The organism is Oceanobacter antarcticus, assembly GCF_044962685.1.
In the GTDB taxonomy this organism is placed as follows: domain Bacteria; phylum Pseudomonadota; class Gammaproteobacteria; order Pseudomonadales; family Oceanobacteraceae; genus Oceanobacter; species Oceanobacter antarcticus.
The window spans coordinates 108,551-134,577 of record NZ_JBBKTX010000009.1; the positions used below are offsets into that span (position 1 = coordinate 108,551).

The following is a 26,027-nucleotide window of genomic DNA, read 5'->3' on the forward strand; positions in this document are numbered from 1 at the left end:
TGCTACAAAGCAATATTCTGAGAGTGGGGGCTTCGACTACCAAAAACAAGCGACAAATAAATAAAAAGGAGCCATTGGCTCCTTTTTATTTATTTTTGGGTAGGCATCAATCGTTTTCTGAAGAAGCCCGAGCAACATCACCACCCTCATAAATCATGATCGGCTCGGCAATACCATTAATGACAGTATCTTCGATGACGACCTTGGCAATATCAGGCTCAGAAGGAACGCGGTACATGGTCTGTAGCAACGCTCCCTCTAGTATTGACCGCAAGCCCCGTGCGCCGGTCTTTCGCTCCATCGCACAATTGGCAATGGCATCCAGAGCAGAGTCACGAATCTCAAGCTCTACCGATTCCATTTCGAACAGTTTCTGGAATTGGCGAACAAGAGAGTTTTTCGGCTCGGTAAGAATTCGAATCAGGGCGTCCTTGTCGAGTTCATCCAGTGTTGCCACCACTGGCAAACGGCCAATAAATTCAGGAATCAGACCGAACTTGACCAGATCGACCGGTTCTACTTCACGCAAGGCAGCACCAATCGATTTTTGGTCTTCCTTGCCTTTTACGGTTGCGACAAAACCAATCGAACTACGCTCCGATCGATCACGAATGATCTGATCCAACCCGGCAAATGCCCCGCCACAAATAAACAGGATATTGGAGGTGTCGACCTGCAGGAATTCTTGCTGCGGGTGTTTTCGACCACCTTGTGGCGGCACGGATGCAACGGTCCCCTCGACAAGCTTCAGCAACGCTTGCTGAACCCCTTCGCCCGAAACATCACGAGTAATTGACGGGTTGTCAGACTTGCGTGAAATTTTGTCAATTTCATCAATATAGACAATTCCGCGCTGAGCACGCTCAACGTCGTAATCACACTTCTGCAACAGTTTCTGAATGATATTTTCCACATCTTCACCAACGTAACCGGCTTCTGTCAGCGTGGTTGCATCAGCAATTGTGAACGGCACATTCAGCAGACGTGCCAGCGTCTCTGCCAGTAAAGTCTTGCCGCTACCCGTTGGGCCAATCAGCAGGATATTACTTTTAGACAGTTCGACATCGCCTTTTCCCTTGCCCTCGCCAAAGCGCAGGCGTTTGTAGTGGTTATAAACCGCTACCGCCAGAACTACCTTGGCTTTATCCTGACCGATAACGTATTCATCCAGAGTCAGACGAATTTCCTGTGGCGTAGGTAGTTTGTCAGAACTGCCCTTGTTATCGGCTTCCTGGACTTCTTCGCGAATAATGTCATTACAAAGATCAACACACTCATCGCAAATAAACACCGAAGGCCCGGCAATCAGCTTGCGCACTTCATGCTGACTCTTACCGCAAAACGAACAGTAGAGCAGCTTGCCGCCGTCTTCGCCCTTGCCTTTAGTATCGTCGGTCATTCGACTGCCTCATTCTGGTACATAGCATTCATATATAGGTGCACACTGGCCAGGTTTCAAGCCTCCCACCCCATGTCCGGCAAAATTTATTGACCTCGATGGGTCAAAACCTTATCAATCAGACCATATTCGAGTGCCTGATCCGCTGTCATGAAGTTGTCTCGCTCGGTATCGGCAGCAATTGTGTCGTAACTCTGGCCGGTATGATGAGCCAGAATTCGGTTCAAGCGCTCCTTGGTATGCTGAATATTACGGGCATGAATCTGGATATCCGTTGCCTGCCCCTGAGCACCACCGCTTGGCTGGTGAATCATTACTCGTGAGTTTGGTACACTGTAGCGTTTACCCGTCGCGCCAGCAGCCAGCAAAAAAGCCCCCATACTGCATGCCTGTCCAATCACCATAGTGCTGACGTCCGGCTTGATAAACTGCATGGTGTCATAAATCGACAAACCTGCTGATACCGAACCACCTGGCGAGTTGATATACAGATGAATATCCTTATCCGGATTTTCAGATTCAAGAAACAGCAGCTGGGCAACCACCAGGTTGGCCATGTGATCTTCAACAGGCCCCACCAAAAAAATCACCCGTTCCTTCAGCAGGCGGGAATAAATGTCGTAAGAACGCTCGCCGCGAGCAGACTGCTCTACCACCATAGGAACCAGGGCATTCTGAATCACTTCTGATCCCTGAGTGAATTGATCATTCATAAAGCATTACTCCCATACAAAACCAGTATCGAACCAGTATTACAAAAACAGCCGCTATTTAGCGGCTGTTTTCGAGTTTAGCCATTGGAGACGAGTATGTCAGTCCCCAAAATACCAACTATTACATTGCTTGGTTGGCATTGGCAGAACGAATCACGTCTTCGTATGAGGTTTCAACCACAGAAACAGTCGCTGCAGCCAGGACTTTTTCAATCAGCTGATCTTCCAGCGCCAGAGATTCTACCTGGGCTTTTTGCTCTGCATTAGTTGAATAATACTCACGTACCTGTTCAGGCTCCTGATACGTTGAAGCGATCTCTTCAATCAGCTCTGCCACTTTCTCTTCGGAAGGCTTCATGTCTGCCGCTTCAATCGCAGCACTCATCAATAAGCCAACTTTGACGCGTTGCTCAGCCTGGCCCTTGAAAATCTCTGCAGGCAGCTGTGAAGCATCCATTTGGCCGCCAAACTGCTTGACAGCCTGCTGTCGCAGGCGATCGATTTCCTGATCAACCAGAGGCGTAGGCGCATCAATCTCATTACCAGCAACCAGAGCATCAATCACCTGTTGCTTGGTCAGAGTACGCAAAGCGCGCTTTAGTTCGCGTTCCATATTGGTGCGAATCTCAACGCGAAATTCAGCCTCATCCGCAGTTTCAACACCGAATGACTTAAAGAACGTTTCATCCATCTCGGGCAGCTCACCCTTTTCGACTTTTTGCACGGTAATTTTGAATTGTGCAGGCTTACCTTTCAGCTCTTCCTTGTGGTAATCCTCAGGGAAGCTCACATCAATAGTTTTCTCATCGCCAGCGACAAAGCCGACAATTGCCTCTTCAAAACCAGGAATCATTGAGCCGGAACCCAATGTCAGCGTATGGCCACTGGCCTTGCCGCCATCAAAGGCTTCACCATCAACAAAACCTTCAAAGTCGATGACTACGCGATCACCATCTGCAGCGGCCGCATCAGTTTCTGACCAGGTGGTGTTCTGCTGACGCAGGGTATCCACCATCTTTTCCATGTCTTCGTCAGTGACGGCAGCGGTTTTTTGCTCAACGGAGATGGTTGAGAAGTCACCCAGAACCACCTCAGGATACACTTCGAACGTAGCCTTGAATTCCAAATCCTTGCCATCTTCGTTGACGACAGGCTCAAAACTTGGCATTCCTGCCAGCTTGACTCCTTGCTCTTGCACCGTCTGGAAAAAAGACTGCTGCATTTGCTGGTAGATGGCTTCGTAACGGGCTTGCTGACCGAACATGCGCTTGATCACTGCAGGAGGAACCTTGCCTGGGCGAAAACCATCAATACGACGACCTTTGGCCAGTTTCTTCAGTTCTGCTGTTACTTTTTGTTCTACTTCCGCAGCAGGAACGCCAATAGTCATACAACGCTGAAGACCACTGGTTGTCTCGATGGACACTTGCATAGATGCCTCTCAGATAAAGTGTTTTTTACGATCACTACCGGACAAACGCCGGTCATCAATTCAGAAAGCCGCGAAGTATAGCGCAAGCCAGAGGACGAATAAACGAGAGAAAACAAACCGCTGCAAATTGCCATCACAGACAAAACACAAAACGAAAAAACAAGACGAATGACCGGGTGCGGAACATGGCAAAAAAACAGCATCCCGTTGGACTGGTCAAGACGAGCCATAAAGTAATGACCGTCAATACCGACCACAGAAAACCTGGACAAAAAATGATGAGAAAAACTGAAGATTAAAACAGAGGAGTAACCATCGAACAGCTACACCCAAGCCTGGGCGGCCAAGTCGGTAGATACTGCTGAACATGCTTGATAAGTGGGGTGGCCGACGGGGATCGAACCCGCGACAACAGGAATCACAATCCTGGACTCTACCGACTGAGCTACGGCCACCATATCAATGCTCGGGGTGCCTTGATGGCGCACCCGGCAGGGCTTGAACCTGCAACCCCCGGCTTAGAAGGCCGGTGCTCTATCCAATTGAGCTACGGGCGCATGTCCATCTAACCATTTAGATTAAATGGTCGGGGTAGAGAGATTCGAACTCCCGACATCCTGGTCCCAAACCAGGCGCGCTACCAGACTGCGCTATACCCCGTCACACAACCTGAAAGTAGTCAGTGTTTCGACCAACCCCCTCAAGTGGCTGCGCATATTATAGATCACCCCTTTACAGGTCAACTGAAATTTAAAAATAATTCGATAAAACAAATACTTCACACTACTTGCAGAGAAAAAGCCTGATGACAGGCACGACACTTGCGTGCCGCTTTGTTTTCCTTCGCCAGCATGAGAAAATCGCCACAGATGCACTTATACAACAGGTTTTTCATTTCATGACAGCACAACTGATTGACGGCAAAGCCAGGGCGGAAGCTATCCGTAACCATATTCACCTGCAGGTATCCGAGCGCCTGAAGCAGGGAAAACGCCCGCCGGGACTGGCCGTCATTCTGGTAGGTGAGGATCCTGCCTCCCAGGTGTACGTTTCTCACAAGCGTCGTGATTGTGAGCAGGTGGGTATTGTCAGCAAGGCCTATGATCTGCCAGCCACAACCTCTCAGCAGGTATTGCTGGATCTGATCGAACAACTGAACCAGGACGCCACCGTAGATGGCATTCTGGTTCAGTTGCCACTGCCTGCCGGCTTGCGGGCTGATGAAATCCTTGAACAAATAGACCCCACCAAAGATGTCGATGGCTTTCACCCATTTAATATGGGCCGCCTTGCCCAGCGCATCCCCCTGCTTCGCCCCTGCACACCGGCAGGCATCATTGATCTGCTAGACACCACCGACAAGGATATTACCGGCATGCACGCTGTTGTGGTTGGCGCGTCCAATATTGTTGGTCGGCCAATGGGGCTGGAACTGTTATTACGTGGCTGCACAGTCACCACCTGCCACCGCTTCACCAAAAACCTGGAGCAGCATGTCCGTCAGGCCGACTTGCTGATAGTTGCCGTCGGCAAGCCCGGCATCGTGAATAGCGAATGGATCAAGCCAGGAACCATTGTTATTGATGTGGGCATTAATCGCACCCCGGAAGGCCGTCTGATTGGCGATGTGGAATTTACTGGCGCAGCCGCCAGAGCCTCCCACATCACACCAGTACCGGGTGGTGTTGGCCCGATGACCCGAGCCAAACTACTTGAAAACACCCTGTTTGCCTGCGAAAGCCTTCATAGCTGATTTTTCCGCGACAAAACAAAGCAGCCCGGCTATTTTGCCGGGCTGCTTTGTTTTCAAACAACCAGAAGCGACGACAAGCGCTACTGCTTGATCCAGCTAGTGCCTTCAGGGCCATCTTTCAAAACAACCCCCCTTGCCACTAACTCATCGCGCACCGTATCTGCCGTCACAAAATCCCTGGCTTTTTTGGCGTCCAGACGTTTCTGGATCATCTCCTCGATCCAGCTCGCATCATCACCAGCACCCGCTTGAAAGAAGGCCTGCGGATCAGACTGTAAACAACCCAGAACTCCCCCCAGATAACGTAACTGCCCAGCCAAAGCTGCCTGTTCTTCACCTTCAGACTTATTGATGGCGCGAGCCAACTCAAACAGCACTGCAATGGCTTCCGGTGTATTAAAGTCATCATCCATAGATGCATGAAACCGTAGCGAAAAATCGTTTTCTACATCGGCGACCGCTCCCACTCCAATACCATCCAGGGCGTTGTAGAAACGCTCCAAGCGGGTCTGGGATTCTTTCAAGCTGTCTTCGCTGTAGTTGATGGCGCTGCGATACTGGCTCGATAGCAGCAGAAAACGCACCACTTCAGCGGGATACTTGTCGAGAATTTCCCGAATGGTAAAAAAGTTGCCTAATGACTTGGACATTTTTTCGCCGTCAACACGCACTGCCCCGGCATGCATCCAAGTATTCACAAAGTGCTTGCCATTGGCTGCCTCAGACTGGGCAATTTCATTCTCGTGATGTGGAAATTTCAAGTCCGGACCGCCGCCGTGGATATCAAAGGTATCTCCGAGACAGCATTTGGACATGGCAGAACATTCAATGTGCCAACCCGGGCGACCAATACCCCAAGGAGATTCCCAGTGCGGCTCATCCGGCTTGGCGGCTTTCCAGAGTACAAAATCCAGTGGATCCCGCTTGTGCTCATCCACCCCGACACGGGCACCGGCTTCCAACTCATCCAGTACCTTGCCGGATAATTTGCCGTAACCCTCAAACTTGCGCACCGAATAGTAGACGTCGCCATTTTCGGCTGGATAGGCAAACCCCTTTTCGATCAGGGTGACAACCAATGCAATAATATCGTCGATATGGGCCGTCGCACGCGGCTCGGCATCAGGCATTTCGACACCCAGCAGCTCAGAATCCTTGTGCATCTCGGTAATAAAACGTTCGGTCAGCGCATCAAACGCCTCGTCGTTTTCATTGGCACGAGTGATGATCTTGTCGTCGATGTCAGTGATATTACGAATGTAATTCACCTCAAAACCGCGATGACGCAAATATCGCGCGATCACATCAAACGCCACCATCACACGGGCGTGGCCCAGATGACAGAAGTCATAAACCGTCATGCCGCAAACGTACATGCCCACCTTGCCGGGCACCAGAGGCTTGAATGCCTCTTTCTGACGGGTCAGGGTATTGTAAATAGACAGTGTCATAACGGGGATTAATCCTTTTTCAGTTCTTTATCTTCGCGCAGGCCGATGGTCAGGTTAAAGACCGGCGCTGCCGTCGTATGGTCTTGACGATCGGATACATAATAACCTTCACGCTCAAACTGGAAGTGGGTTTCAGGAGTTACCGCCGCCAGTGCTGGCTCTATCCAACCATGAACAACCATCAAGGATTCAGGATTAACAAACTGCATCAGGTCGCCATCGACCTTGTCCGGTGTTGCGTGGGTAAACAACCGCTGATACAGCCGTAATTCAGCCTTAACACCCCGGGTAGCAGATACCCAGTGCACCACGCCTTTCGGTTTGTCGCCATCTTCCGGATCAATACCCAAGGTGTTGGCTATCAGCTTGGCGCACACCAGTACGACCTGACCGGCATCGTTTTTTTCGTAGCCAGTCGCCTCGATGACGTAACCATGGCGCAGGCGAATACGCTTGCCAGGTGTGAATTTCTTCTTGAATTTTTTGCTGTACTCTTCTTTAAAGTCATCCTGATCAATAAACAGTTCGCGAGTAAAAGGCATCTCACGACTGCCGAGATCCAGCTCTTGATGATAATCCGCAGTGAGCATTTCCAGATGATCTTCTTCAAGATTATCAATCACCACCTTGAGTGGATTGATCACACACATAGCCCGCGGCGCGTGGCGGTTAAGATCATCACGCACGGCGTGTTCCAGCATGGCAACATCTACCATGCCATCGGAACGGGTGACACCGATCATCTCGCAGAAATTACGCACAGAACGCGGGGTGAAGCCGCGACGGCGCATGCCGGAAATGGTCGGCATACGTGGATCATCCCAGCCGTTGACAACCTTATTATCAACCAACGCTTTTAATTTGCGCTTGGATGTAACGGTATAATCCAGATTCAGGCGCCCAAACTCATACTGTTTTGGCTGCGCTGGCACTGGCAAATGCTCGATAAACCACTCGTACAAAGGGCGATGGTCTTCAAACTCCAGCGTACAGACGGAATGAGTTACCCCTTCGATGGCATCGGATTGACCATGAGTGAAGTCGTAGGTCGGGTAAATACACCATTTGTCACCCGTTTGATGGTGAGTCACCTTGCGGATGCGATAAATAATCGGGTCGCGCAGATTCATATTGCCGGAGGCCATATCGATTTTGGCACGTAAAACACAGGCGCCCTCCTCAAATTCACCCAGGCGCATTTGTTCAAACCGCTGCAGATTCTCTTCAACTGTGCGCTCGCGATACGGGCTGTTTTTACCAGCCTCGGTCAAGCTGCCACGATACTGACGCGCCTCTTCCGGGCTCAGATCACAGATATAGGCATTACCTGTTTTGATCAGGTGTAGCGCCCATTCATGCAGCTGGTCAAAATAATCCGAGGCGTAATGAATCTCGCCCTGCCACTGAAAGCCCAGCCACTGCACATCAGACTTGATGGCATCAATAAACTCCTGGCTTTCCTTTTCCGGGTTGGTGTCATCAAAACGCAGGTTACAACCACCACCAAACTGCTCGGCCACGCCAAAATTCAGACAGATGGATTTTGCATGACCCACATGCAGGTAACCGTTAGGCTCCGGCGGAAAACGGGTAACTACCCGCTGTACTTTGCCACTGGCGAGATCTTCTTCAATGATTTTGGCAACGAAGTTGTTACCACGAGCAGGAGCGTCTGTCATAACCACCTTAAAGCAGAAAATAATAAGCCAACACCCGCTACGGTCACCGGAATGGCATTCGCTCATGCCAGACAAGTGCTTGCAACGCTGTAAGCCCGTAAAAAAGGCGCTATTATACCCGCCCGTACACGCATGTGTTACACGAATTCATACGTATCACCACAGGTGATGCAACAACCGGATGACAGAATATGATCCTGCTTAAAACCAATTTCGGCGACATCAAGATTGAGCTGAACCACGAAAAAGCCCCAAAAACTGCAGCGAACTTTGAAAGCTACGTCAAAGACGGTTTTTACGATGGCCTTATTTTTCACCGCGTCATCGATGGTTTCATGATTCAAGGTGGTGGTTTTGCCCCAAGCATGACCGAAAAACCCGAAGGCAAGGCGCCGATTGAAAACGAAGCCGACAACGGACTGAAAAACACCGTCGGCACACTGGCAATGGCGCGCACCTCGGATCCGCATTCCGCCAGCAGCCAGTTCTTTATTAACATCAAGGACAACGATTTCCTCAACCACACCGGCAAAAACATGCAAGGTTGGGGCTACTGTGTCTTTGGTAAGGTCGTTGATGGTATGGATGTTATCAACCGTATCAAAGCCGTAAAAACCACCACCAAGATGGGCCACCAGGACGTGCCAGCCGAAGACGTTATTATCGAAAAAGCGGAAATCATCGACTAATGGCTGTTTATTTCATCTCCGATCTGCACTTGACCCCTGAAAAGCCAGCGATGACGGCTGGCTTTCTGGCATTTATCCAGCAACTGGACGATGCCGAGGCATTGTACATTCTGGGTGATTTTTTTGAGGTCTGGATCGGTGATGACATAACTACCGAGCTTACCCGCCAGGTAGAGCAAGCGCTGGCTGATTTAAGCCAGCGCGGCTGTCACATTTTTATCATGCATGGTAATCGTGATTTTCTGCTCGGATCCGACTTTTGCCAGCGCATTGGCGGCAGTCTGATTAATGAATACACCATCATCGCATTGGGCGATTCGAAGATCCTGCTACTCCATGGCGACAGCCTTTGCACTCGCGATACGGAATACCAGCAAGTACGGCAAATGTTTCGCAACCCACAATGGCAGCAGCAATTCCTCAGCCAAAGCATTGACGACCGGATTGCCTTTGCTCGCAAAGTCCGCGACCAAAGCCAGAAAAGTGGCCAGATGAAAGACAATGACATCATGGATGTTACGTTATCAGAAGTAGACCAGGCGCTGGATGAAGCGAACGTCAATAGCATGATTCATGGCCACACCCACCGTCCTGCCACCCACCAATGGCAACAACAGGGCGCTCAACGTCAACGCTGGGTTCTGGGTGACTGGAGCGACAGTCATGGCTGGATGATTCGCTGGACCGTAGAATCCGGACTGGTACTGAGCGAATTCCTTTTCTAATCGCCAAAAATTCGCGGTTCAGGCTCCAGTTCAACACCAAAACGCGCCCGTACCGAGTCCGCCACGGCCTGTTGCAAAGCCTGTACCTGCGCCAGCGTTGCCGGTTCTGGGGCGGTTAATACCAGCGCCTGCTGCTGATGCATACGCACTGGCCCAAGTCCCCGCCCCCTCCAGCCACACTGATCAATCAGCCAGCCAGCGGCGAGCTTTTGCTGCTGTTTCAAACGTGCCGGATACAGCGGCACATCGGGATAACAGGCTTTTAACTCTGCTGCCATCACGCCAGTCACCAACGGATTTTTGAAAAATGACCCAGCATTAGGTAGTTGCAGAGGATCAGGCAAGCGGGTTTGACGGATGGCACAGACGGCCGAGACCAAGGCTTCAGGCGTGAGCATTGGTTTATTCTTGTCGGACAAATATTCAGCGGCCCAGTGTGCCAGCGGCGCATAGGAGATATTGGCAATAAACTGCCGCCTGAGTGAAAACACCACCCGCACCACAATAAAATCATCCGCCAACTCATGGCGAAAAATGGAATCCCGATAATCAAAGCGGCATTCCTGGCGCGACAGTATGCGCCACTGACGCGTACTGAGCTGAAAGCCTTCTACCTGCTCGATCAACTCAGCCACCTCAACGCCATACGCACCAATATTTTGTATCGGTGCGGCACCCACAGTGCCTGGGATCAGCGCCAGATTTTCCAGACCATGGCCAAACGAGAGGCTTTTTAATACCCAGTCATGCCAGCAGACTCCAGCATCAACGGCCACGCTTATCATCTCTTTTGTTGCCGAGCGTATCGCTATCGAGGTCATACCGGATTGCAGCACCAGCCCGGATACTCGGGGAGGCATCAGGACATTACTGCCACCCCCCAACATCCGGATTGGCAGTTGTTGAGCAAACGCCCATTCAACACAATCCAGCAGCTCGGAAGCACTTTCAAAGCGAGAAAAATAGTCACTACAGCCAGGCAGTGCCAGCGTATTCATCGCAGAAAGATCAACGTCTGAACGTATTCCCTCAGGGTGGATCAAGACGGTTCGACTCTCTGCACCATACTAGCGGGCGACATTGGATGATTGCGACTTGTCGAGTTTTTCATCGACAGTCAGGCGACGGGCCTCACCTTCGAGCATGACCGGAACCCCATCACTGATTGGAAAAGCCAATCCGTCAAAAGTGCACAGCAGCTCCTGTGCCTCGGCCTCGTATTTCAGCTTGCCCTTGCACAGTGGGCACACCAGCATCGCCAGTAATTGTTTATCCATGATATTTCTCTCCCCAGGTTGTCAGCAAAGTATCCAGCGCTAGCCGGGTAGCACGGTTGGGCACCGCATCTACGGGTAGATACCAGCAATTTTTATTTACAAACGCCCGGCATTTCACCCAGTCTTTTTCGGTCATTACCACGGGCTTGTCATCACCAAACAGCAAGTCCTCTGGCGTAAAGGGGTGATGATCGGCAAACGGATGCTCAATCGGTGTCATTCCCAGTTGCCGCAAAGTGCCAAAAAATCGCTCCGGAGAGCCAATGCCCGCCACGGCGTGTACCTCTCCGGCATCCAGTGTCAGCAGGTCAGCTCGTGCGGCAGTGACTGCGTTGATCATCGCCAATGGCTGGAGTACAAAATCCTTGCCGTTGACAATCACCCGATCAACACTGTCGAGTCGGGTTTGCGGTTCCCGCAACGGCCCAATAGGCAATAACCAGCCATTACCAAAACCACGCTTACCATCGACAACAACCAACTCAGCGACCCTTGGCATGGCGTAATGCTGCAGGCCGTCGTCACTCAGCACCAGATCAACTTTATCGGCCAGATATTCCACTGCCCGTCTGCGTTTCGGATCCACCACCACCGGACATCCCAAGCGTTCAAACAACAAGAGAGGTTCGTCGCCGCAGACGTCAGCAGGTGTGTCTTGTGTTACTTCCAGAGGATAATGTTCAGCAGAGCCGCCATAACCACGACTGACAATACCAACCCGCATATTCAGCTCGCGGGCGCGATTGGCCAGCCAGACGATCAGTGGCGTTTTACCCGTACCACCAACGCTGATATTACCGACCACAATCACCGGCACCGCCACCGCTGCTGGCGGGAACAGCGCATAAAAAATACGCCGCGACATCACCAGCAGCCAGAACAGCCATTGCAGTGGCAACAACCAGGCGTTAAAAATTGGCGAACGGTACCAGTGCTGTTCGATCCAGCTTGCCAGTCTGGTTGGTTTTTTCCCCGCGACCGGCATATCAGCCTTCCGATCCAAACTGCATCAGATACAGCTGGGAATAGATGCCGCCGTGCTCCAGTAATTCATGATGGGTTCCATCTTCAACCACTTGTCCGCCATCCATTACCAGAATTCGGTCAACACGCTCAATCGTACTGAGACGATGAGCAATCACAAAGGTTGTTCGTCCCTTCATGACTTCTTCCATGGCAGCCTGAATATGACGTTCAGAGCCGGTATCCAGAGCCGACGTTGCCTCATCCAGAATCAGCACCGGTGCATCCTTGAGAATGGCTCGGGCTATAGCGATTCGTTGGCGTTGACCACCCGACAGCAAAACACCGTTTTCACCCAAGCGGGTATTGTACCCTTCGGGCAACTGCTCAATAAATTCATCCGCATGGGCTGCATGGGCTGCAGCCAGTACTTGCTCGTCGGAATACTTCCCCAACGTACCATAGGCGATATTGTCACGTACCGAGCCATCAAACAGGGTCACCTGCTGGCCGACAATAGCAATTTGCTGGCGTAGACTGGCCAACGTCAGCTCGCGCAAGTCAATGCCGTCGAGCCGTATGACTCCGGCGCTGACATCGTAAAATCGGGGCAGCAAGTTCACCAGACTGGTCTTACCACTACCCGACTTACCAACAATGGCGACCGAAGTACCGGCAGTGACATCAAGGCTTACGGAGTTAACCGCTGGCTCAACCGCGCCGTCGTAGCGCAAGACCACGTCATCCAGTGACACCTCCCCTTTGGCCCGGTCAATTTCCCGGGTTCCCTGGTCGTGCTCTTCATCAGCATCCAGCACTGTGAAGATCGATTCCGCCGCCGCGATACCGCGCTGAATCATGGCGTTGACATCGGTCAGAGCCCGTAACGGTTTGGCAATCAGCGACGCTGCGGTAATAAACTGGAAGAAGTCCGCACTGGTCATTGAGCCATCGGCAACGCGCTGAAACATGATATAAATCATCACACCCAGCCCGATGGATACAATTTGCTGGCTCAGTGGCACGCTGATGGCGTTGGTCAATTCAAACTTGAGCGCCTGCTTGCGATTGTATTCACTGGCCACCATAAAGCGCTTGCGCTCATATCCCAGACCGCCAAAGGTGCGTACTTCGCGATAACCCTTGATGCTGTCGTTGGTCACCTGGGTAACATCCCCTACCGACTGCTGCACCCGGCGACTGTAGCGGCGAAAGAAGCGACTGGCCAACCCCACCACCGCCACAATAAACGGCACCAGCACCAGAAACACCAGCGTCAGGGTGTAATCCAGATAAATCAGATAGCCCATCAGGAAAATGACCGTCAGACCTTCCTGGATCAGTGTGGTCAGAGCTCTGGTCGACGCCCCGGACACCTGATCAACATCAAAGGTGACCCGTGAGATCAGCCGACCACTCGACTCGCCGTCGTAAAAAGCACTTGGCAGCCGTGTCATTTTATTGAACAGTTCAACCCGCAAGGCGTGTACGACATTACGACCAACAATGGCGATAAAATACTTGCCCAGAAACGTGCCAAGACCACGATAAAAAAACGTCCCCATCAACAAGCCGATCAGCAACAGTATTTTCTGCTCCGTTGGCTCGCGCAGCGTCTCTTCAACCAGCCCCATCAAATGAGCCAGTACCGGCTGCGCCGATGCGTACAGAGCCAGCCCGACAACACTGATCAAAAAAGCCCCTTTATGGGGCCAGACATAGCGTAACAGACGTTTATAGAGGGTCTGGACGTCGGACGTCAATGTCGCGTTCGCCACCTGGGCGTCATCGGTATCAGTGGTCATTGGCTGACTGTCGAGTGGTAATGCTGATATTGATCAGCCCCAGCTGACCGGCCGCATCCATCGCCCGGACAACTGACGCATGCGTCGCATTGGCATCGGCGGTGATAATCAGGGGGGCGGTCTTGCGACCATCCAGCCCCTTGAAAATGGCTCGCTTTAACGTCTCCAGTTGCTGGTTAACAAGCGGCTGGTCATTAACGGAGTAATCCCCTGCCGTTGAGACCACCACCTCAATCGATGCCGGTGGCACGCGCTGGTCATTAGCGGCAGCTTCCGGCAAGTCGATACTCAGATGGCTTTCCTGAGTAAAGGTGGTCGATACCATAAAAAAAATCAGCAACAAAAAAACAATGTCGATCAGAGGCGTCAGATTGACGGTCACCTCCTCTCGCTGCTGGCGTTTGAAATTCACTTCCGGGCCTCTGAATTATCGACAACTTCCCGATCACCATGGAGAACATCGACCAGCTTGATGGCTTCCTGTTCCATAAAGACGACAATTTCATCTACCCGGCGCTGCAGCATGCGATGGCACACCAAAGCCGGAATAGCAATCACCAGACCCGCTGCCGTCGTGACCAGTGCTTCTGAAATACCGCCAGCCAGTACACTCGCCTGCCCAGTGCCCTGAATCATGATTTCCGAGAACACCTTGATCATGCCAATAACGGTACCCAGCAACCCCAGCAAGGGTGCAACAGCGGCAACCGTACCGAGTGCATTCAGATAGCGCTCCATGGCATGAATCTCGTGGGAGGCCACTTCCTCAATGCTTTCTTTCATGATTTGACGACCGTGACGGGAGTTAACCAGGCCAGCAGCCAATACCCGCCCCAGCGGACAGGAATCTTGTAACTCGCGGATACGTTCAGCATTTAACTGCTTATTTTTCATCCACGACCAGACCTTGGCCAACAAGTCTGGGGGAGCAATCTGTACTGCACGCAGCGTCCAGAAACGCTCCACGCTGATGCCTAATGCCAGTACCGAACACAGAATGATTGGTACCATCATCCAACCACCGCTCTGGATGATCTCAAACATGCACAGTCTCTCCATAAGTCAATTTGCGCGCTACTCTAGCACAAGCCCCCGGCTTGTATAAGCCTATCACCAGCGCCTTCCCGACAGGCTGAAACCCCGATCACATCTCCGCTGACAGCCTGCTCATGCTGCTGTTGCATTATCATCACCCGACTACTGGGCCGTTTTTAATCTGACGTTCAAGGTTGCCGCCAAGGGGGTAACCAGGTATCCCGAACAGCCGTCACGCGACCGCGTTGATCCATAGAGATTGCGCCACTATCAATGGTGGATAGCCAGTCAACTCCCAAGTGTTCAAGGCGGGTAATAACGACAGCGGACGGATGCCGGTAGCGATTGTTAAATCCTGCCGAAATCCACACCTGCTGTGGATCCACCTGTTGCAAAAACACCTCCGCTGAGCTGCTGGCACTGCCATGATGGGACGCAACCAGCACGTCTGAGCGCAGCTCAGCGCCATAACGATCGACCAGGGATTGTTCAGCCGTGCGGGAAACATCGCCTGGCACAAGGATTCGATGCCCAAACCACTCAAGTTGCAGCACACAGGAGGCATCATTGTCATTCCCATGAAGACGTTCAGGAGTGCGCAGAAACCGCCATCGAACCGGTAACATCACTGCGTGGTCATCGGTCAAATTGCGCCAGCGGTCGTCATTATGACAGCTGCGCACGGCGGCTGTTGGCCACCGCACAGCCGTATCCCGGATCAATGACCGATAAGCCTCTGGCGGTTGCCCCAGCCAGATCCGGGCAGCGGCACCGGAAAAGCCACTGACATGATGCGTCGATTGCTGCAACCAGACTTCCAGCCCACCGGCATGATCAATATCGCTATGACTGAGAATCAAGTCGGTTACCTGAGGATTACCCAGCCGCCGCAAGGACGGCAATAGCATAAATTCTGTGGCACTAAAATCGGGCCCGAATGCCGGGCCAAGGTCATACACCAGCGCCCGCCCGCCAACACTGGCAACCAGACTCTGGCCTTGGCCGACATCCAGCAAGCGCAACTGTGGCGCTACCGGGGCGTGCCAGCTTGCGGGGGAAAACACCACAGCCAGAGCCGCCAGCATCACAAGAAAAGACACCCAGGGCCGCAATCCCAGATACACCAGCGGTAGCAACAGAATAAAAGTGATCAGCAAGGTATCAGGCAGCGCTGTAACCACTGGCAAGGGCCAATCGAGAGCCATCTCCAGCCCCTGCCACCAGAAACGATCCAGCAGTTCAATCCATTCGATCGCCCAGTCTGCAGGCCAAATCAGCACCAGAAAAGCCAACGGCAATAAAACCAGACCCAGCAGCGGAATGGCAACGGCATTACACAACAGATGCACCAGTCCAACTGCCTGCCCCCACCACAACATCAGGGGCAGCAGCGCACAAAACACCAGCCACTGCGGCAACCAGATGCCTTGCCGCCAGTTCACACTGCGCCCGCCCAGAAACAACAGCAAAGCGGCCACCGCCATCATGGAAAAGCCAAATCCGGCGGCGGTAAACATCAGCGGGTTAACCAGCAGTACAATCAGAAAGGCATAGGACAGTGCAGCCACCGGCGCCAGACGACGCCTGAGCCCCAGCACAATCAATACCACCAGTAACATGATCCAGGCACGCTGCAAGGCAATGCCAGCGCCTGCCAATACCGCATAAACCAGACACATCCCGGCGATCAACAACCCGCTTCCCCACAAACGCCAACGGGCGTTGATTTCATACGCAGGCGCCAGCAAACGCACGACCAGTCCAACCAACACGCCACACACACTGGCAACCAGCCCCAGATGCAAGCCGCTCACCACCAACAGGTGCAGGGTTCCGGTATCCCGTGCCAACTGCCAGTGGCGGGGCAAAAAGGCATCCTGAACCCCGAATACCAGGCCCGACACCCAGCGTCTAACAGCCTCAGAGGGAATTTGCTGTAATTGGGTCAACCAGCGCTGGCGCAGGTTCAATAGCAAGGATTCGATGACCAGAGGATGTAGCTCTTTCAGCTCACCCTCAGCTGGAATAATAGTGCGAATATAGCCACGGGCATCCACGCCTTGACGCAGCATCCAGGCTTCATAATCAAACGGCAAGGCATTGGCGAAAGCGCGGATCGCCCGTAACCGGACACGCACCTGAAGTGTCTCCCCGACTCGCAGCCCAGGCTCGCCCTGATAATACCCAAGCACCAGACGCCGCAAGGGCGGCAAAGCCTGCCCCTCCGGCAAGTCAGCAACCGACAACACCTGCACCACATCAGCGGTCACTTTTTGATAGATATTTGATTGTGCTGGCTTGCTTGATGAGCCGGATGCTGGCGAGCTGTCGCCCTCGCGAGCAACAATACGCAAAACCAGCTCGACATCAGTACCATCCAGACTGGCTGGCAAGCGGTGCTGCAACTGGAAGGACAGCCAGATCTGGCCATATAGGCTGGCGATCAACAATGCCGACACGACAGCCAAAACCCGGACATTGTTGAGAATACGGCAAGCTGCGCTCGCTAACGAAACATCCGACGGAGCCAGATAAATACGGCATAACTGCCGCCCGACAAGTAGCATGCTCCACAGAGCCAGTAAAAAATAGCCGCTCCCAGGAACCAGAACTCCCAGTATCATGCCCGCGCCCGCTGCCACACACAGATGTTGCATTGCCACTCCCTGGCAGAATCGGCATAATCGCCGCGCATTCAAGCAACGGCGGCTCTCATGCCAAAGAAATTTTTCAAGCGTATTTTCCCGACACCGGAACAGGTTCAGGCCAACAAGTCCCTGCAGTTCCTGTCACCGTTATTTGCCAAAACCAACCTGTGGCACCTGAATCGTCGCTCCGTCGCCAGAGCGTTTCTGGTTGGGCTATTTGCGGCATTCCTGCCGTTGCCATTTCAAATGGGTATAGCCGCACTGATCGCATTTTACGCCAACGCCAACGTCCCGATCTCGGTTGGCCTGGTCTGGATCAGTAACCCGGTGACCATTCCACCGCTGTTTTACGCCACCTACTTGCTCGGAACCTGGATGCTCAGCACCCCAACGCGAGAATTTCATATCGAATTGTCGTTAAACTGGGCGCTGACCGAACTCGCCCAGGTCTGGGAGCCACTGCTGGTCGGTTCACTCACGACCGGGATTGTGCTGGGCGTTATCGGCTATTTTATTGTCGATTGGAGCTGGCGCAAGCACGTCTGGGACAACTGGAAAAAACGCGCGGCCCGAGTCCCGAAAGCCGTCAAGGAAGCGGTGACAGGTCATCACGACACTGCCACCCCTCCCGCCAGCAACACCCACAACAGTGTTACCGACACCAACGAAGAAATCGACAACAAGCCCTGAACCAGCCAAGAGCGAACAAGGAGAGAGTTGGCAGTGGTGTCAGGCCGACGCCACCACGGCATCCACCTCGACAGGCACCAGTGTTTGTCCCTTGAGCCGCAAACAGCGATTCATACGCCGCGCCAGTGATTCATCATGAGTCACCAGTACAAAAGCAGTATCTACCTGTTCGATCAGCTCCAGCATCACCGCCTCAACCTGAGCAGCGGTTTGCTGATCGAGATTACCGGTTGGCTCATCCATCAACACCAGCCGTGGCCGATTGACGATTGCTCGGGCAATGGCAGTACGCTGTCGTTCGCCACCCGACAATTCGGACGGCTTGTGATCACGTCGCGATGCCATCCCCAGACGCTCCAGGCATTCTAATGCACGCTGCTCGGCCAAGGGCGTCGCAATCCCGGCCAGCAATTGTGGCAGCATCACATTTTCCAACGCAGAAAACTCCGGCAGCAAATGGTGAAACTGGTAAACAAAACCAATACTCTGGTTACGCAAACGGGTGCGTGCCGCTTCTCCCAGCGCATGAACATCCTCACCGGCCAGCAGAACCTGTCCTTCATCCAGCGAGTCCAGCCCGCCCAGCACATTCAGCAAGGTGGTTTTTCCGGAACCAGACGAACCAACAATGGCCAGTGTCTCGCCAGCCGCCAGTTCGATATCCACGTCTTTCCAGACAGTGACCGACTGCGGGCCACTGGTGTAGGTTTTACGTAATCCCTTGGCAATCAGAACCGCAACCGAATTATTCATAACGCAGAGCCTCCGCAGGCTGTACCCGTGAGGCGCGCCAGGATGGGTAAAGTGTGGCGAGAAAACTCAACAACAAGGACGCCGACATGATCACCGCCACATCACTCAACAATAATTGTGATGGCAGATAGGAAATAAAATAGACATCGGAACTGAGAATCTGAAAACCGAACAGCTTCTCCGCCCAGGCCACCAGATCCGAAATCGTCAAGGCAGCAATCACACCCAACACCGTACCCAACACCACCCCGACGATTCCGATCGACAACCCCTGCACCATAAAAATCGCCATAATCGTACGGGGTTTGGCACCCATGGTGCGCAGTATGGCAATATCTGCCTGCTTGTCGGTGACCACCATCACCAGGGTAGAAATAATATTAAAGGCCGCCACCGCAACAATCATCAGCAGTAACAAACCAATCATGGTTTTTTCCATACGAATGGCAGAAAACAGATTACCCTGGGTACGAGTCCAGTCACTGCCGGAATACAAGCCGTCGAGTTTATTCACCAGCTGCCAGATCAATGTCGGTGCATCAAACAGATTGGTGAACTTGATCCGTAACGACTCGGCTGCACCGTTCAGGCGGCCCAACTTGGCCGCATCCTGTAAATGAATCACCGCCAGATTGGAATCCAGCTCGGCACCGACGGAAAAAATACCCACCACCGTCAGCCGTCGCACACGGGGAATAACCCCCGCCGGGCTGAATGTTGCCTCTGGCAGCATCAGCGTCAGTTTGTCACCCACCACCACGTCCAAACTGCGTGCCAACAAATCACCCAGCAACACACCGTACTCACCGGGTAACAGGTCGGTTATCGAACCTTCTGTCATATGCTCAGGAAGAATAGAGACCCGTGCTTCCGCTTCGGGTGCTACCCCCGTCACAATCACCCCCCTGACACGACCGTTCGCCCCCATCATGCCTTGCAGTCGTGTCAGCGGCGCACTGGCTTCTACACCGGGAAACTGATCCACCCGTGCGGCCAGCTCTTGCCAGTCCTGGATGCCACCGGCCTGATACAGCACGCCGTGTGGCACCATACCAAGAATGCGTTCCCGCAGTTCCCGATCAAATCCATTCATTACCGACAGCACCAGAATCAGCACCGCTACACCCAGAGTCATACCCACCATGGAGGATGCTGATATAAACGAAATAAAGTGATTGCGGCGCTTGGCCGACAGATAACGCAGACCAATTCCCAGCGGCAAACTGCCCGGAGACAACGACATAATTAACCCGTTCCTGTAATCCGAAAGACATCTGATGGCACTCCAGCCACTCAGGGAGGCGCAAGTTTGCCCGAGAGCGACGACAAAGGCGAATCTCGCCCTGTACCCGGCGGCAAAAGTTGCGATAATCGCGCCACTGAGAACCTGCCTCCTGGCCAGAGTTCAGCACATTCGTTTGCTGCTAACAGCGGCACCAGCATCAAGAGAACCCGTCATTGAAGAAACGCATGCCCGCCGAATGGGAACCGCAAACTGCCGTACAACTCACCTGGCCGACCAGAAGCAGTGACTGGGCACCCTTTTTACCTCGTATCGAGCCGGTCTTTCACGCCCTGGTTTCCTGCATCAGCCAGCATCAGCGAGTCATCATCAGTTGCGGCTCTGATCAGGATGCCAGCCGTCTGCGGCATCTCTACCAGAATCATGCCCAGGTAGCCATTTTTCGCGCCGACAACAACGACACCTGGGCACGCGACCATGGCCCGATCAGTGTGTATCGCAACGGCCAACTGACGCTGGTGGACTTTCTGTTTAATGGCTGGGGTGGCAAATACAGTCATGACAAAGACAACCAGATCAGTGCGACACTGCAGCAATTGGGTGCCTATGGCGACACCCAATTACATGCTGGTCGCTGGATTCTGGAAGGTGGCAGCCTCGAAACCGATGGCCGTGGCACCTTGCTGACCACCGAAAACTGCCTGCTGAACCCGAATCGTAACCCCAGCCTGACCAAAGGCATGATCGAAGCACGACTGGCCGAAGATCTCGGCATTGACCGGGTATTGTGGCTCAAGCACGGCCATCTGCAAGGCGACGACACCGACGCTCACATCGATACCCTGGCACGCTTTTGTTCACCAACCAGCATTGCTTACTGTCAGGCTCGCCAGTCCGATGACCACTACCCATCCCTGCATGCCATGGAGCAGGAATTACACACCTTGCGCCAGCGTAATGGCCAGCCCTACCAGCTGATTCCACTGCCGCTGCCCAGTCCGATTCTGAGCAGTGACGGCGAACGCCTGCCCGCCACCTATGCCAACTTTCTGATCATCAATCAGGCCGTATTGTTACCAATCTACGGGGTTGCCGAAGATGCCATCGCTGTCGAGCGCATCATGCAGGCCTTCCCCAGCCACTGGGTTCACCCGATCAACTGCCGCCCCGTCGTCGAGCAGTACGGTTCCCTGCACTGCTTAACCATGCAAATCCATCAGGAGACCAGCCATGTCTGACTCAACCCAGTTACAAGTCGCTGCTATCCAACAAGCCTGGCATGGCAGCCTGGCCGCCACCCTGGATCGTACCGAGCGGTTGATTCGGGATGCCGCAGCCCAACACGCCCGACTGGTGTGCTTGCAAGAGCTGCATGCCGGGCCGTATTTTTGCCAGCATCAGGGCGCTGGTGTCTTTGATCTGGCAGAAGCCATTGACGGGCCCACCGCACAACGTCTGGGGGCACTGGCCGCTGAACTGAAGCTGGTGATCGTCGGTTCCATTTTTGAACGCCGTGCCAAGGGCGTTTACCATAATACCGCGCTGATATTCGATGGCTCGGCTGAACTGGCCGGTTTTTACCGCAAAATGCACATCCCGGACGACCCCGGCTTCTACGAGAAATATTATTTCACCCCTGGCGATGCGGATGAGCCCGGTTTTCATCCGATTGAAACGTCTATCGGTAAACTGGGGGTACTGGTGTGCTGGGATCAGTGGTATCCGGAAGCCGCCCGTCTGATGGCGCTGGCAGATGCCGACATCCTGATCTATCCGACCGCCATCGGTTGGGATCCCCAAGAACAGGCCGATGAGAACGAACGTCAGACCGACGCCTGGATTACCGTTCAACGGGGTCATGCCGTGGCCAACAACCTGCCGGTTATTGCCATCAACCGTATTGGCCACGAAGCAGACCCGACCGGCGTCACTGATGGCATTCTGTTTTGGGGTAACAGTTTTATTTGTGGCGGCCAGGGTGAATTCCTGGCCCAGGCAGACCGCACCACCGAACAGGTGCTGATGGCCAGCATCGACATGGGCCGTACTGAACAACTCAGACGCATCTGGCCCTACTTTCGCGATCGCCGGGTAGATGCCTACGGCGACCTGACCAGACGTTATCGACGCTGACCAATCGCGACTTGCTTGCGGGCAGCGTTCCAGGCTTTATCACATACGCTGTCCCGGCAAGGAGTCGACGTTATGACTTTTCAGAACAAGACCTACCGCTTTGCACCCAACAGCCTGTCGTCATACCTGCAGCGCATCCTGCTATTAATGATCCTGCCCGTTACCCTGCAGGCAGACCCCGCCCTCACCGAGGCCCAGTTGTGGCAACAATTACAGCAACCCGGCCACTTTCTGATGATGCGTTCTGCCCGTGCTCCCGGATTTGGCGACCCGGCCAACTTCGACCTGGCCGATTGCACCACCCAGAGAAATTTATCCGACGATGGCGAAAAACACGCCAGCCGCATCGGCGACGCCCTACGCCAGCACGGCATCAACAGTGCCCAGCTGTTCGTCAGTCAGTGGTGTCGTACGCAAAACACCGCACGATTGCTAAAGCTGGGGGCAATCAACACCCTGGCCGCGCTCGACAAACTCCCGCATGGCCTGGATGTTCACCGCCCCCAACAAGAAGCGCTCGACCGCTGGATCAACAGCCAGGCATTTTCCACCCCCACCTTGCTGATCACTCACCAGGCGAACATTACCGCCAAAACCGGGGTACATACCCGTTCCGGCGATCTGGTCGTGCTCGAAAAAAACGCCTCAGGTAACGTCACCGTGCTGGGGAAATTGCATATCGATTAAACCCGGCCTTGCCACACTTAATTGGCCATGCGACAGGTACACCGGATTGGCGATGACGTCACCTGCGTTTCGCTTGCGTCTAAAAAGTCGGGTGACGTCATCGCCGCATCCGCATAAAGTAGGCGCACTGTCCGAGCAACGAAAAATCCGCCATGTCCAGAAATGCCCGCCCACATCCGTTTCTTTTTCTTTTTACCTATCAATTGCGAGTTGTTGTCCTGCTGGCGCTGACACTGCTGGCCGGGATCGCTCAGGGTGCATCCGCAAAAAAAGACGCCAAACCGCTGGATGACTATGAACAGCGCATCGCCGATCAGGCGTTATGGAAAGAATTGAGACAAAACCCCGGATACGTATTACTGATTCCGGCCGCAGAAGCGCATGGTGATCAACGCCCTGCCAGCCCGGACACTGCCAAGTGTTATCAGCGTTTTAACCTGACCGATCATGGTGCAACGGTAGCCCGCCATTTTTACAACTCACTACGGCGCCACGATATCCGCAAGGCACTTACCTACTCCAGCCAGTGGTGCCCGGCACTGGAAACCGCCACGCGACTGGGGCTGGGTTATGTGCATGAAATGGCGCTACTGAACGACTTGCCAGCCGACTCCGAGACGGCCCGCAAGCTGCAAATCATGCAACTCAAAAGCTGGGCCAACGATCTGCAATACAACCACAAGAATCTGTTGGTGCTGGTAGCCCACACCAGCATCATGGCGGCACTCAGTGGCAACACCCCGGAGCCGCAACATATGCAGGTGATGAAATACAACACCCGCGACAAACTGATCTACGTTGGCAGCGTGCCTCTGGACTGACCCTTGGGACTGTATTTTTGACCTGACAACACCAATCAGATTCGTCGCAGTGGTGGCAGCGAGTCCAGCAACAACTTGCCGTAACGGGTCGAGGTCAGCCGCCGATCAAGGATGCTGATCCGGCCACTGTCGGTTTCCTTGCGAATAAGCCGACCGCAAGCCTGCACCAACCGAATCGATGCCGCAGGCAGGGTCAGATCCATAAACGGATTACGACCGCGACTCTCCAGCCACTCACTGGTTGCCGCCTGAATCGGGTCATCCGGCACAGCAAATGGAATTTTCACGATCACCACATGCGTCAGGTAATCCCCCGGCAAATCGATCCCTTCAGCAAAGCTGGCAAGGCCAAAAATAATACTGCCTTCGCCCTTGTCGATTCTTTCCTTATGACGCCGCACGATCTCGCTTTTGGGTAAAAACCCCTGGCACAATAATGTTTCGTACCAGTCCCGAATAAAGGTATCTCTGGTCGCCTCCAGCTGGGCGCGGGAGCTGAACAACACCAGTGTGCTCTTGCCAAAATCCAGCTGTGTCCGTATCCATTGTTCAATGTCGGCCTGAAACTGATCACTCTTCGGGTCAGAACCCAGCTGTACCACTTCCAACTGACCCAGGTTCGGATAATCAAACGGACTGGCGACCCGATGATACCCAGCCCAATCCGGCAGACCGGTTTCCCAGGTCAGATTGCCAAAACTGTTTAACGCCGTCAGGGTCGCAGACGTCACCACCGCACCGTGACAGCGCGACCAGAGGTTTTTTCGCAACTGGTCTGCCACGGCAATCGGCGAGGCGCTGAGCTTGATATCCCAATCTTCACCAAAGGGCGTTTTTGACAGCCAGCGAGCAACCGGCAACTCTCCTTCCTTCTCGGCGGCAGCCATCCAGGTTACGGCTTCCCACAAAGCTTCTGCACGTGCCAGCATCATCCCCATGGGGGCCTGCCAGCTTTCGGCGATATCCAGGCTGAATTCACCTTCACCCTTGGTGTCCAGCGAGGCCTGTAACATGTCGTTGAGCTTGTCCAGACCCTGCAAGAGTGGCTGTAGCGGTGCCTTGATGTTATTCAGCAGGTCGCGCAAATTTTCCGTTATATGGCCAAATTCAAATCGTACCCGGTCGCGCTCACCCAAGAGGTCGAATGCCAGCGGCCACAGTAAATTAAAATGATTGTTTAACTCACGACACTGTTCAGGAGCAGCCTGCAAGGAATGCATGATTGACGGTGGCAACCCGGTAGCAGCAACAAACTGCTCGACGCCCTGCTCCAGTTGCTTTAGCCACTGACGTTGAGCACGCACGCCAAATTCCAGTCGAAAGTGATTCAGTGCCTTGTCGGCCAGATGATGGCCTTCATCAAAGACATAAATGGTTTTTTCCGGTGCAGGCAGCACCACGCCACCACCCAGGCTGAGATCCGACAACACCAGGTCGTGGTTAGCGATAATAATATCGGCATCTTCCATCGCAGAACGGGCCTTGAAAAAGGCGCAATTATCGAAATGCGGACAACGTCGATTGGAACATTCGCGATGCGTGGCCGTGAGGTGACTCCATTGATTGTCCGCCACCTCATCATCCCAGCGATCACGATCGCCATCCCAACCACCACTGGCATACTGGTTCAGCATCAACTCGTAGAGTTCACGATCCTGCTCTTCCGGGGTTTGCTCAAACAGATCAACGGTGGTCAGAATACCCGACAGCTGTTGCAGTGACTTGTCGAGCTTCAGCAAGCACAGGTAACGACCCCGGCCCTTGGCCAGCGCGTAGTTGAATGGCAACGAAATGGTTTCTTTCAGGTTGGGCAAATCCTTGTCGAGAATCTGCTCCTGCAAGGCAATAGTGGCAGTGGAAATCAGCAGTTTCTTTTCCTGCTCGATCGCCACCGGCAAGGTAGCCAGCAAGTACGCCAGGGTTTTACCGGTACCGGTGCCAGCTTCCACCACCACGATACCGGAATCGTTATTACGCTCGCCTTTATCGTCGGTGGTTATGGCCCCCAGCGACTTGGCAATTTCAGCAATCATCACCCGCTGACCGTACCGGGGGGTCAAATCGAGTTTTTTGATGCACTCGCGATACAGGGCCTGAATACGCTCTTTGCTTTCCTGACTCAACACTGCGT

General features: G+C 53.4%; 23 protein-coding genes and 3 tRNA genes. 8 read left to right on the forward strand and 18 right to left on the reverse strand.

The annotated features are described in order from the left end of the window. Window positions 1–106 precede the first annotated feature (106 nt). The 6 genes from clpX to WG929_RS09080 form a co-directional block, all read right to left on the reverse strand. Window positions 107–1,399, reverse strand: coding sequence for an ATP-dependent Clp protease ATP-binding subunit ClpX (gene clpX, locus WG929_RS09055; RefSeq protein ID WP_416205769.1), 1,293 nt, complete (start codon window positions 1,397–1,399; stop codon window positions 107–109). 86 nt (window positions 1,400–1,485) lie between these two features. Next, entirely contained in the window at window positions 1,486–2,112 is a 627-nt protein-coding gene (gene clpP / locus WG929_RS09060; RefSeq protein ID WP_416205770.1) for an ATP-dependent Clp endopeptidase proteolytic subunit ClpP, read from the reverse strand. A gap of 121 nt (window positions 2,113–2,233) precedes the next feature. Then, window positions 2,234–3,544, reverse strand: a complete 1,311-nt coding sequence (gene tig / locus WG929_RS09065) for a trigger factor (RefSeq protein WP_416205771.1) — start codon at window positions 3,542–3,544, stop codon at window positions 2,234–2,236. A gap of 379 nt (window positions 3,545–3,923) precedes the next feature. After that, window positions 3,924–3,999, reverse strand: a tRNA-His gene (locus WG929_RS09070). A 25-nt stretch (window positions 4,000–4,024) separates the two neighbouring features. Then, window positions 4,025–4,101, reverse strand: a tRNA-Arg gene (locus WG929_RS09075). 26 nt (window positions 4,102–4,127) lie between these two features. Continuing rightward, a tRNA-Pro gene (locus WG929_RS09080) sits at window positions 4,128–4,204 on the reverse strand. Between the two features lie 238 nt (window positions 4,205–4,442). Here WG929_RS09080 and folD point away from each other — a divergent pair. Beyond that, entirely contained in the window at window positions 4,443–5,297 is an 855-nt protein-coding gene (folD, locus tag WG929_RS09085) for a bifunctional methylenetetrahydrofolate dehydrogenase/methenyltetrahydrofolate cyclohydrolase FolD (protein WP_416205772.1), read from the forward strand. An 80-nt stretch (window positions 5,298–5,377) separates the two neighbouring features. On the opposite strand, the gene cysS is transcribed toward folD, so the two are convergent. Both cysS and WG929_RS09095 read right to left on the reverse strand, forming a co-directional pair. After that, entirely contained in the window at window positions 5,378–6,748 is a 1,371-nt protein-coding gene (cysS, locus tag WG929_RS09090) for a cysteine--tRNA ligase (protein WP_416205773.1), read from the reverse strand. Window positions 6,749–6,756: 8 nt separating this feature from the next. Continuing rightward, entirely contained in the window at window positions 6,757–8,427 is a 1,671-nt protein-coding gene (locus WG929_RS09095; protein WP_416205774.1) for a glutamine--tRNA ligase/YqeY domain fusion protein, read from the reverse strand. Window positions 8,428–8,618: 191 nt separating this feature from the next. Between WG929_RS09095 and WG929_RS09100 the strand changes: the two genes are divergently transcribed. Both WG929_RS09100 and WG929_RS09105 read left to right on the forward strand, forming a co-directional pair. Beyond that, complete coding sequence (locus WG929_RS09100) at window positions 8,619–9,116, forward strand: peptidylprolyl isomerase (RefSeq protein ID WP_369854399.1); 498 nt, start codon at window positions 8,619–8,621, stop codon at window positions 9,114–9,116. Further along, entirely contained in the window at window positions 9,116–9,841 is a 726-nt protein-coding gene (locus WG929_RS09105; protein WP_416205775.1) for a UDP-2,3-diacylglucosamine diphosphatase, read from the forward strand. The genes WG929_RS09100 and WG929_RS09105 overlap by 1 nt, the downstream gene beginning before the upstream one ends. On the opposite strand, the gene murB is transcribed toward WG929_RS09105, so the two are convergent. From murB to WG929_RS09140, 7 genes are all read right to left on the reverse strand, one after another. Next, entirely contained in the window at window positions 9,838–10,884 is a 1,047-nt protein-coding gene (gene murB / locus WG929_RS09110) for a UDP-N-acetylmuramate dehydrogenase (RefSeq protein WP_416205776.1), read from the reverse strand. The two genes, WG929_RS09105 and murB, sit on opposite strands and share 4 nt — an antisense overlap. 24 nt (window positions 10,885–10,908) lie before the next feature. Further along, window positions 10,909–11,118 (reverse strand): Trm112 family protein, encoded by a 210-nt coding sequence (locus WG929_RS09115; RefSeq protein ID WP_416205777.1) that lies wholly within the window; start codon window positions 11,116–11,118, stop codon window positions 10,909–10,911. Then, complete coding sequence (lpxK, locus tag WG929_RS09120) at window positions 11,111–12,103, reverse strand: tetraacyldisaccharide 4'-kinase (protein ID WP_416205778.1); 993 nt, start codon at window positions 12,101–12,103, stop codon at window positions 11,111–11,113. The genes WG929_RS09115 and lpxK overlap by 8 nt, the downstream gene beginning before the upstream one ends. 1 nt (window position 12,104) lies before the next feature. Beyond that, the gene (msbA, locus tag WG929_RS09125) at window positions 12,105–13,886 is read right to left on the reverse strand and encodes a lipid A export permease/ATP-binding protein MsbA (RefSeq protein ID WP_416205779.1); all 1,782 of its coding nucleotides are present in this window, start codon (window positions 13,884–13,886) and stop codon (window positions 12,105–12,107) included. Further along, window positions 13,876–14,298, reverse strand: coding sequence for an ExbD/TolR family protein (locus WG929_RS09130; RefSeq protein ID WP_416205780.1), 423 nt, complete (start codon window positions 14,296–14,298; stop codon window positions 13,876–13,878). The genes msbA and WG929_RS09130 overlap by 11 nt, the downstream gene beginning before the upstream one ends. Then, complete coding sequence (locus WG929_RS09135) at window positions 14,295–14,930, reverse strand: MotA/TolQ/ExbB proton channel family protein (RefSeq protein ID WP_369854407.1); 636 nt, start codon at window positions 14,928–14,930, stop codon at window positions 14,295–14,297. The genes WG929_RS09130 and WG929_RS09135 overlap by 4 nt, the downstream gene beginning before the upstream one ends. A 179-nt stretch (window positions 14,931–15,109) precedes the next feature. Continuing rightward, window positions 15,110–17,578 (reverse strand): DNA internalization-related competence protein ComEC/Rec2, encoded by a 2,469-nt coding sequence (locus tag WG929_RS09140; protein WP_416205781.1) that lies wholly within the window; start codon window positions 17,576–17,578, stop codon window positions 15,110–15,112. A gap of 57 nt (window positions 17,579–17,635) precedes the next feature. On the opposite strand from WG929_RS09140, the gene WG929_RS09145 reads away from it, so the two are divergent. Continuing rightward, complete coding sequence (locus tag WG929_RS09145; RefSeq protein ID WP_416205782.1) at window positions 17,636–18,259, forward strand: DUF2062 domain-containing protein; 624 nt, start codon at window positions 17,636–17,638, stop codon at window positions 18,257–18,259. 39 nt (window positions 18,260–18,298) lie between these two features. Here WG929_RS09145 and WG929_RS09150 read toward each other — a convergent pair whose 3' ends face one another. Next, a complete protein-coding gene (locus WG929_RS09150; protein WP_416205783.1) occupies window positions 18,299–19,012 on the reverse strand; it encodes an ABC transporter ATP-binding protein in 714 nt (237 codons plus the stop codon). Then, window positions 19,005–20,255, reverse strand: a complete 1,251-nt coding sequence (locus WG929_RS09155; RefSeq protein WP_416205784.1) for a lipoprotein-releasing ABC transporter permease subunit — start codon at window positions 20,253–20,255, stop codon at window positions 19,005–19,007. Before WG929_RS09155 ends, WG929_RS09150 begins: the two co-directional genes overlap by 8 nt. 227 nt (window positions 20,256–20,482) lie before the next feature. On the opposite strand from WG929_RS09155, the gene WG929_RS09160 reads away from it, so the two are divergent. The 4 genes from WG929_RS09160 (at window position 20,483) to WG929_RS09175 (ending at window position 23,896) form a co-directional block, all read left to right on the forward strand. Beyond that, the gene (locus WG929_RS09160; RefSeq protein WP_416205785.1) at window positions 20,483–21,493 is read left to right on the forward strand and encodes an agmatine deiminase family protein; all 1,011 of its coding nucleotides are present in this window, start codon (window positions 20,483–20,485) and stop codon (window positions 21,491–21,493) included. Continuing rightward, window positions 21,486–22,388, forward strand: a complete 903-nt coding sequence (locus tag WG929_RS09165) for a carbon-nitrogen hydrolase (RefSeq protein WP_416205786.1) — start codon at window positions 21,486–21,488, stop codon at window positions 22,386–22,388. Before WG929_RS09160 ends, WG929_RS09165 begins: the two co-directional genes overlap by 8 nt. 72 nt (window positions 22,389–22,460) lie before the next feature. After that, window positions 22,461–23,075: a histidine phosphatase family protein gene (locus WG929_RS09170; RefSeq protein ID WP_416205787.1), complete on the forward strand. Its 615-nt coding sequence runs from the start codon at window positions 22,461–22,463 to the stop codon at window positions 23,073–23,075. Window positions 23,076–23,227: 152 nt separating this feature from the next. Then, window positions 23,228–23,896 (forward strand): histidine phosphatase family protein, encoded by a 669-nt coding sequence (locus WG929_RS09175; RefSeq protein WP_369854415.1) that lies wholly within the window; start codon window positions 23,228–23,230, stop codon window positions 23,894–23,896. Window positions 23,897–23,931: 35 nt separating this feature from the next. Here WG929_RS09175 and dinG read toward each other — a convergent pair whose 3' ends face one another. Beyond that, on the reverse strand, window positions 23,932–26,022 hold the full coding sequence (gene dinG / locus WG929_RS09180; RefSeq protein ID WP_416205788.1) for an ATP-dependent DNA helicase DinG: 2,091 nt from the start codon (window positions 26,020–26,022) through the stop codon (window positions 23,932–23,934). Window positions 26,023–26,027: the final 5 nt, after the last annotated feature.

Coding starts and splice junctions, on each gene's coding strand:
- clpX (WP_416205769.1), bottom strand. CDS start 1,399: ATGACCGACGATACTAAAGGCAAGGGCGAAGACGGCGGCAAGCTGCTC.
- clpP (WP_416205770.1), bottom strand. CDS start 2,112: ATGAATGATCAATTCACTCAGGGATCAGAAGTGATTCAGAATGCCCTG.
- tig (WP_416205771.1), bottom strand. CDS start 3,544: ATGCAAGTGTCCATCGAGACAACCAGTGGTCTTCAGCGTTGTATGACT.
- folD (WP_416205772.1), top strand. CDS start 4,443: ATGACAGCACAACTGATTGACGGCAAAGCCAGGGCGGAAGCTATCCGT.
- cysS (WP_416205773.1), bottom strand. CDS start 6,748: ATGACACTGTCTATTTACAATACCCTGACCCGTCAGAAAGAGGCATTC.
- WG929_RS09095 (WP_416205774.1), bottom strand. CDS start 8,427: ATGACAGACGCTCCTGCTCGTGGTAACAACTTCGTTGCCAAAATCATT.
- WG929_RS09100 (WP_369854399.1), top strand. CDS start 8,619: ATGATCCTGCTTAAAACCAATTTCGGCGACATCAAGATTGAGCTGAAC.
- WG929_RS09105 (WP_416205775.1), top strand. CDS start 9,116: ATGGCTGTTTATTTCATCTCCGATCTGCACTTGACCCCTGAAAAGCCA.
- WG929_RS09115 (WP_416205777.1), bottom strand. CDS start 11,118: ATGGATAAACAATTACTGGCGATGCTGGTGTGCCCACTGTGCAAGGGC.
- lpxK (WP_416205778.1), bottom strand. CDS start 12,103: ATGCCGGTCGCGGGGAAAAAACCAACCAGACTGGCAAGCTGGATCGAA.
- msbA (WP_416205779.1), bottom strand. CDS start 13,886: ATGACCACTGATACCGATGACGCCCAGGTGGCGAACGCGACATTGACG.
- WG929_RS09135 (WP_369854407.1), bottom strand. CDS start 14,930: ATGTTTGAGATCATCCAGAGCGGTGGTTGGATGATGGTACCAATCATT.
- WG929_RS09140 (WP_416205781.1), bottom strand. CDS start 17,578: ATGCAACATCTGTGTGTGGCAGCGGGCGCGGGCATGATACTGGGAGTT.
- WG929_RS09145 (WP_416205782.1), top strand. CDS start 17,636: ATGCCAAAGAAATTTTTCAAGCGTATTTTCCCGACACCGGAACAGGTT.
- WG929_RS09150 (WP_416205783.1), bottom strand. CDS start 19,012: ATGAATAATTCGGTTGCGGTTCTGATTGCCAAGGGATTACGTAAAACC.
- WG929_RS09155 (WP_416205784.1), bottom strand. CDS start 20,255: ATGTCGTTGTCTCCGGGCAGTTTGCCGCTGGGAATTGGTCTGCGTTAT.
- WG929_RS09160 (WP_416205785.1), top strand. CDS start 20,483: ATGCCCGCCGAATGGGAACCGCAAACTGCCGTACAACTCACCTGGCCG.
- WG929_RS09165 (WP_416205786.1), top strand. CDS start 21,486: ATGTCTGACTCAACCCAGTTACAAGTCGCTGCTATCCAACAAGCCTGG.
- WG929_RS09170 (WP_416205787.1), top strand. CDS start 22,461: ATGACTTTTCAGAACAAGACCTACCGCTTTGCACCCAACAGCCTGTCG.
- WG929_RS09175 (WP_369854415.1), top strand. CDS start 23,228: ATGTCCAGAAATGCCCGCCCACATCCGTTTCTTTTTCTTTTTACCTAT.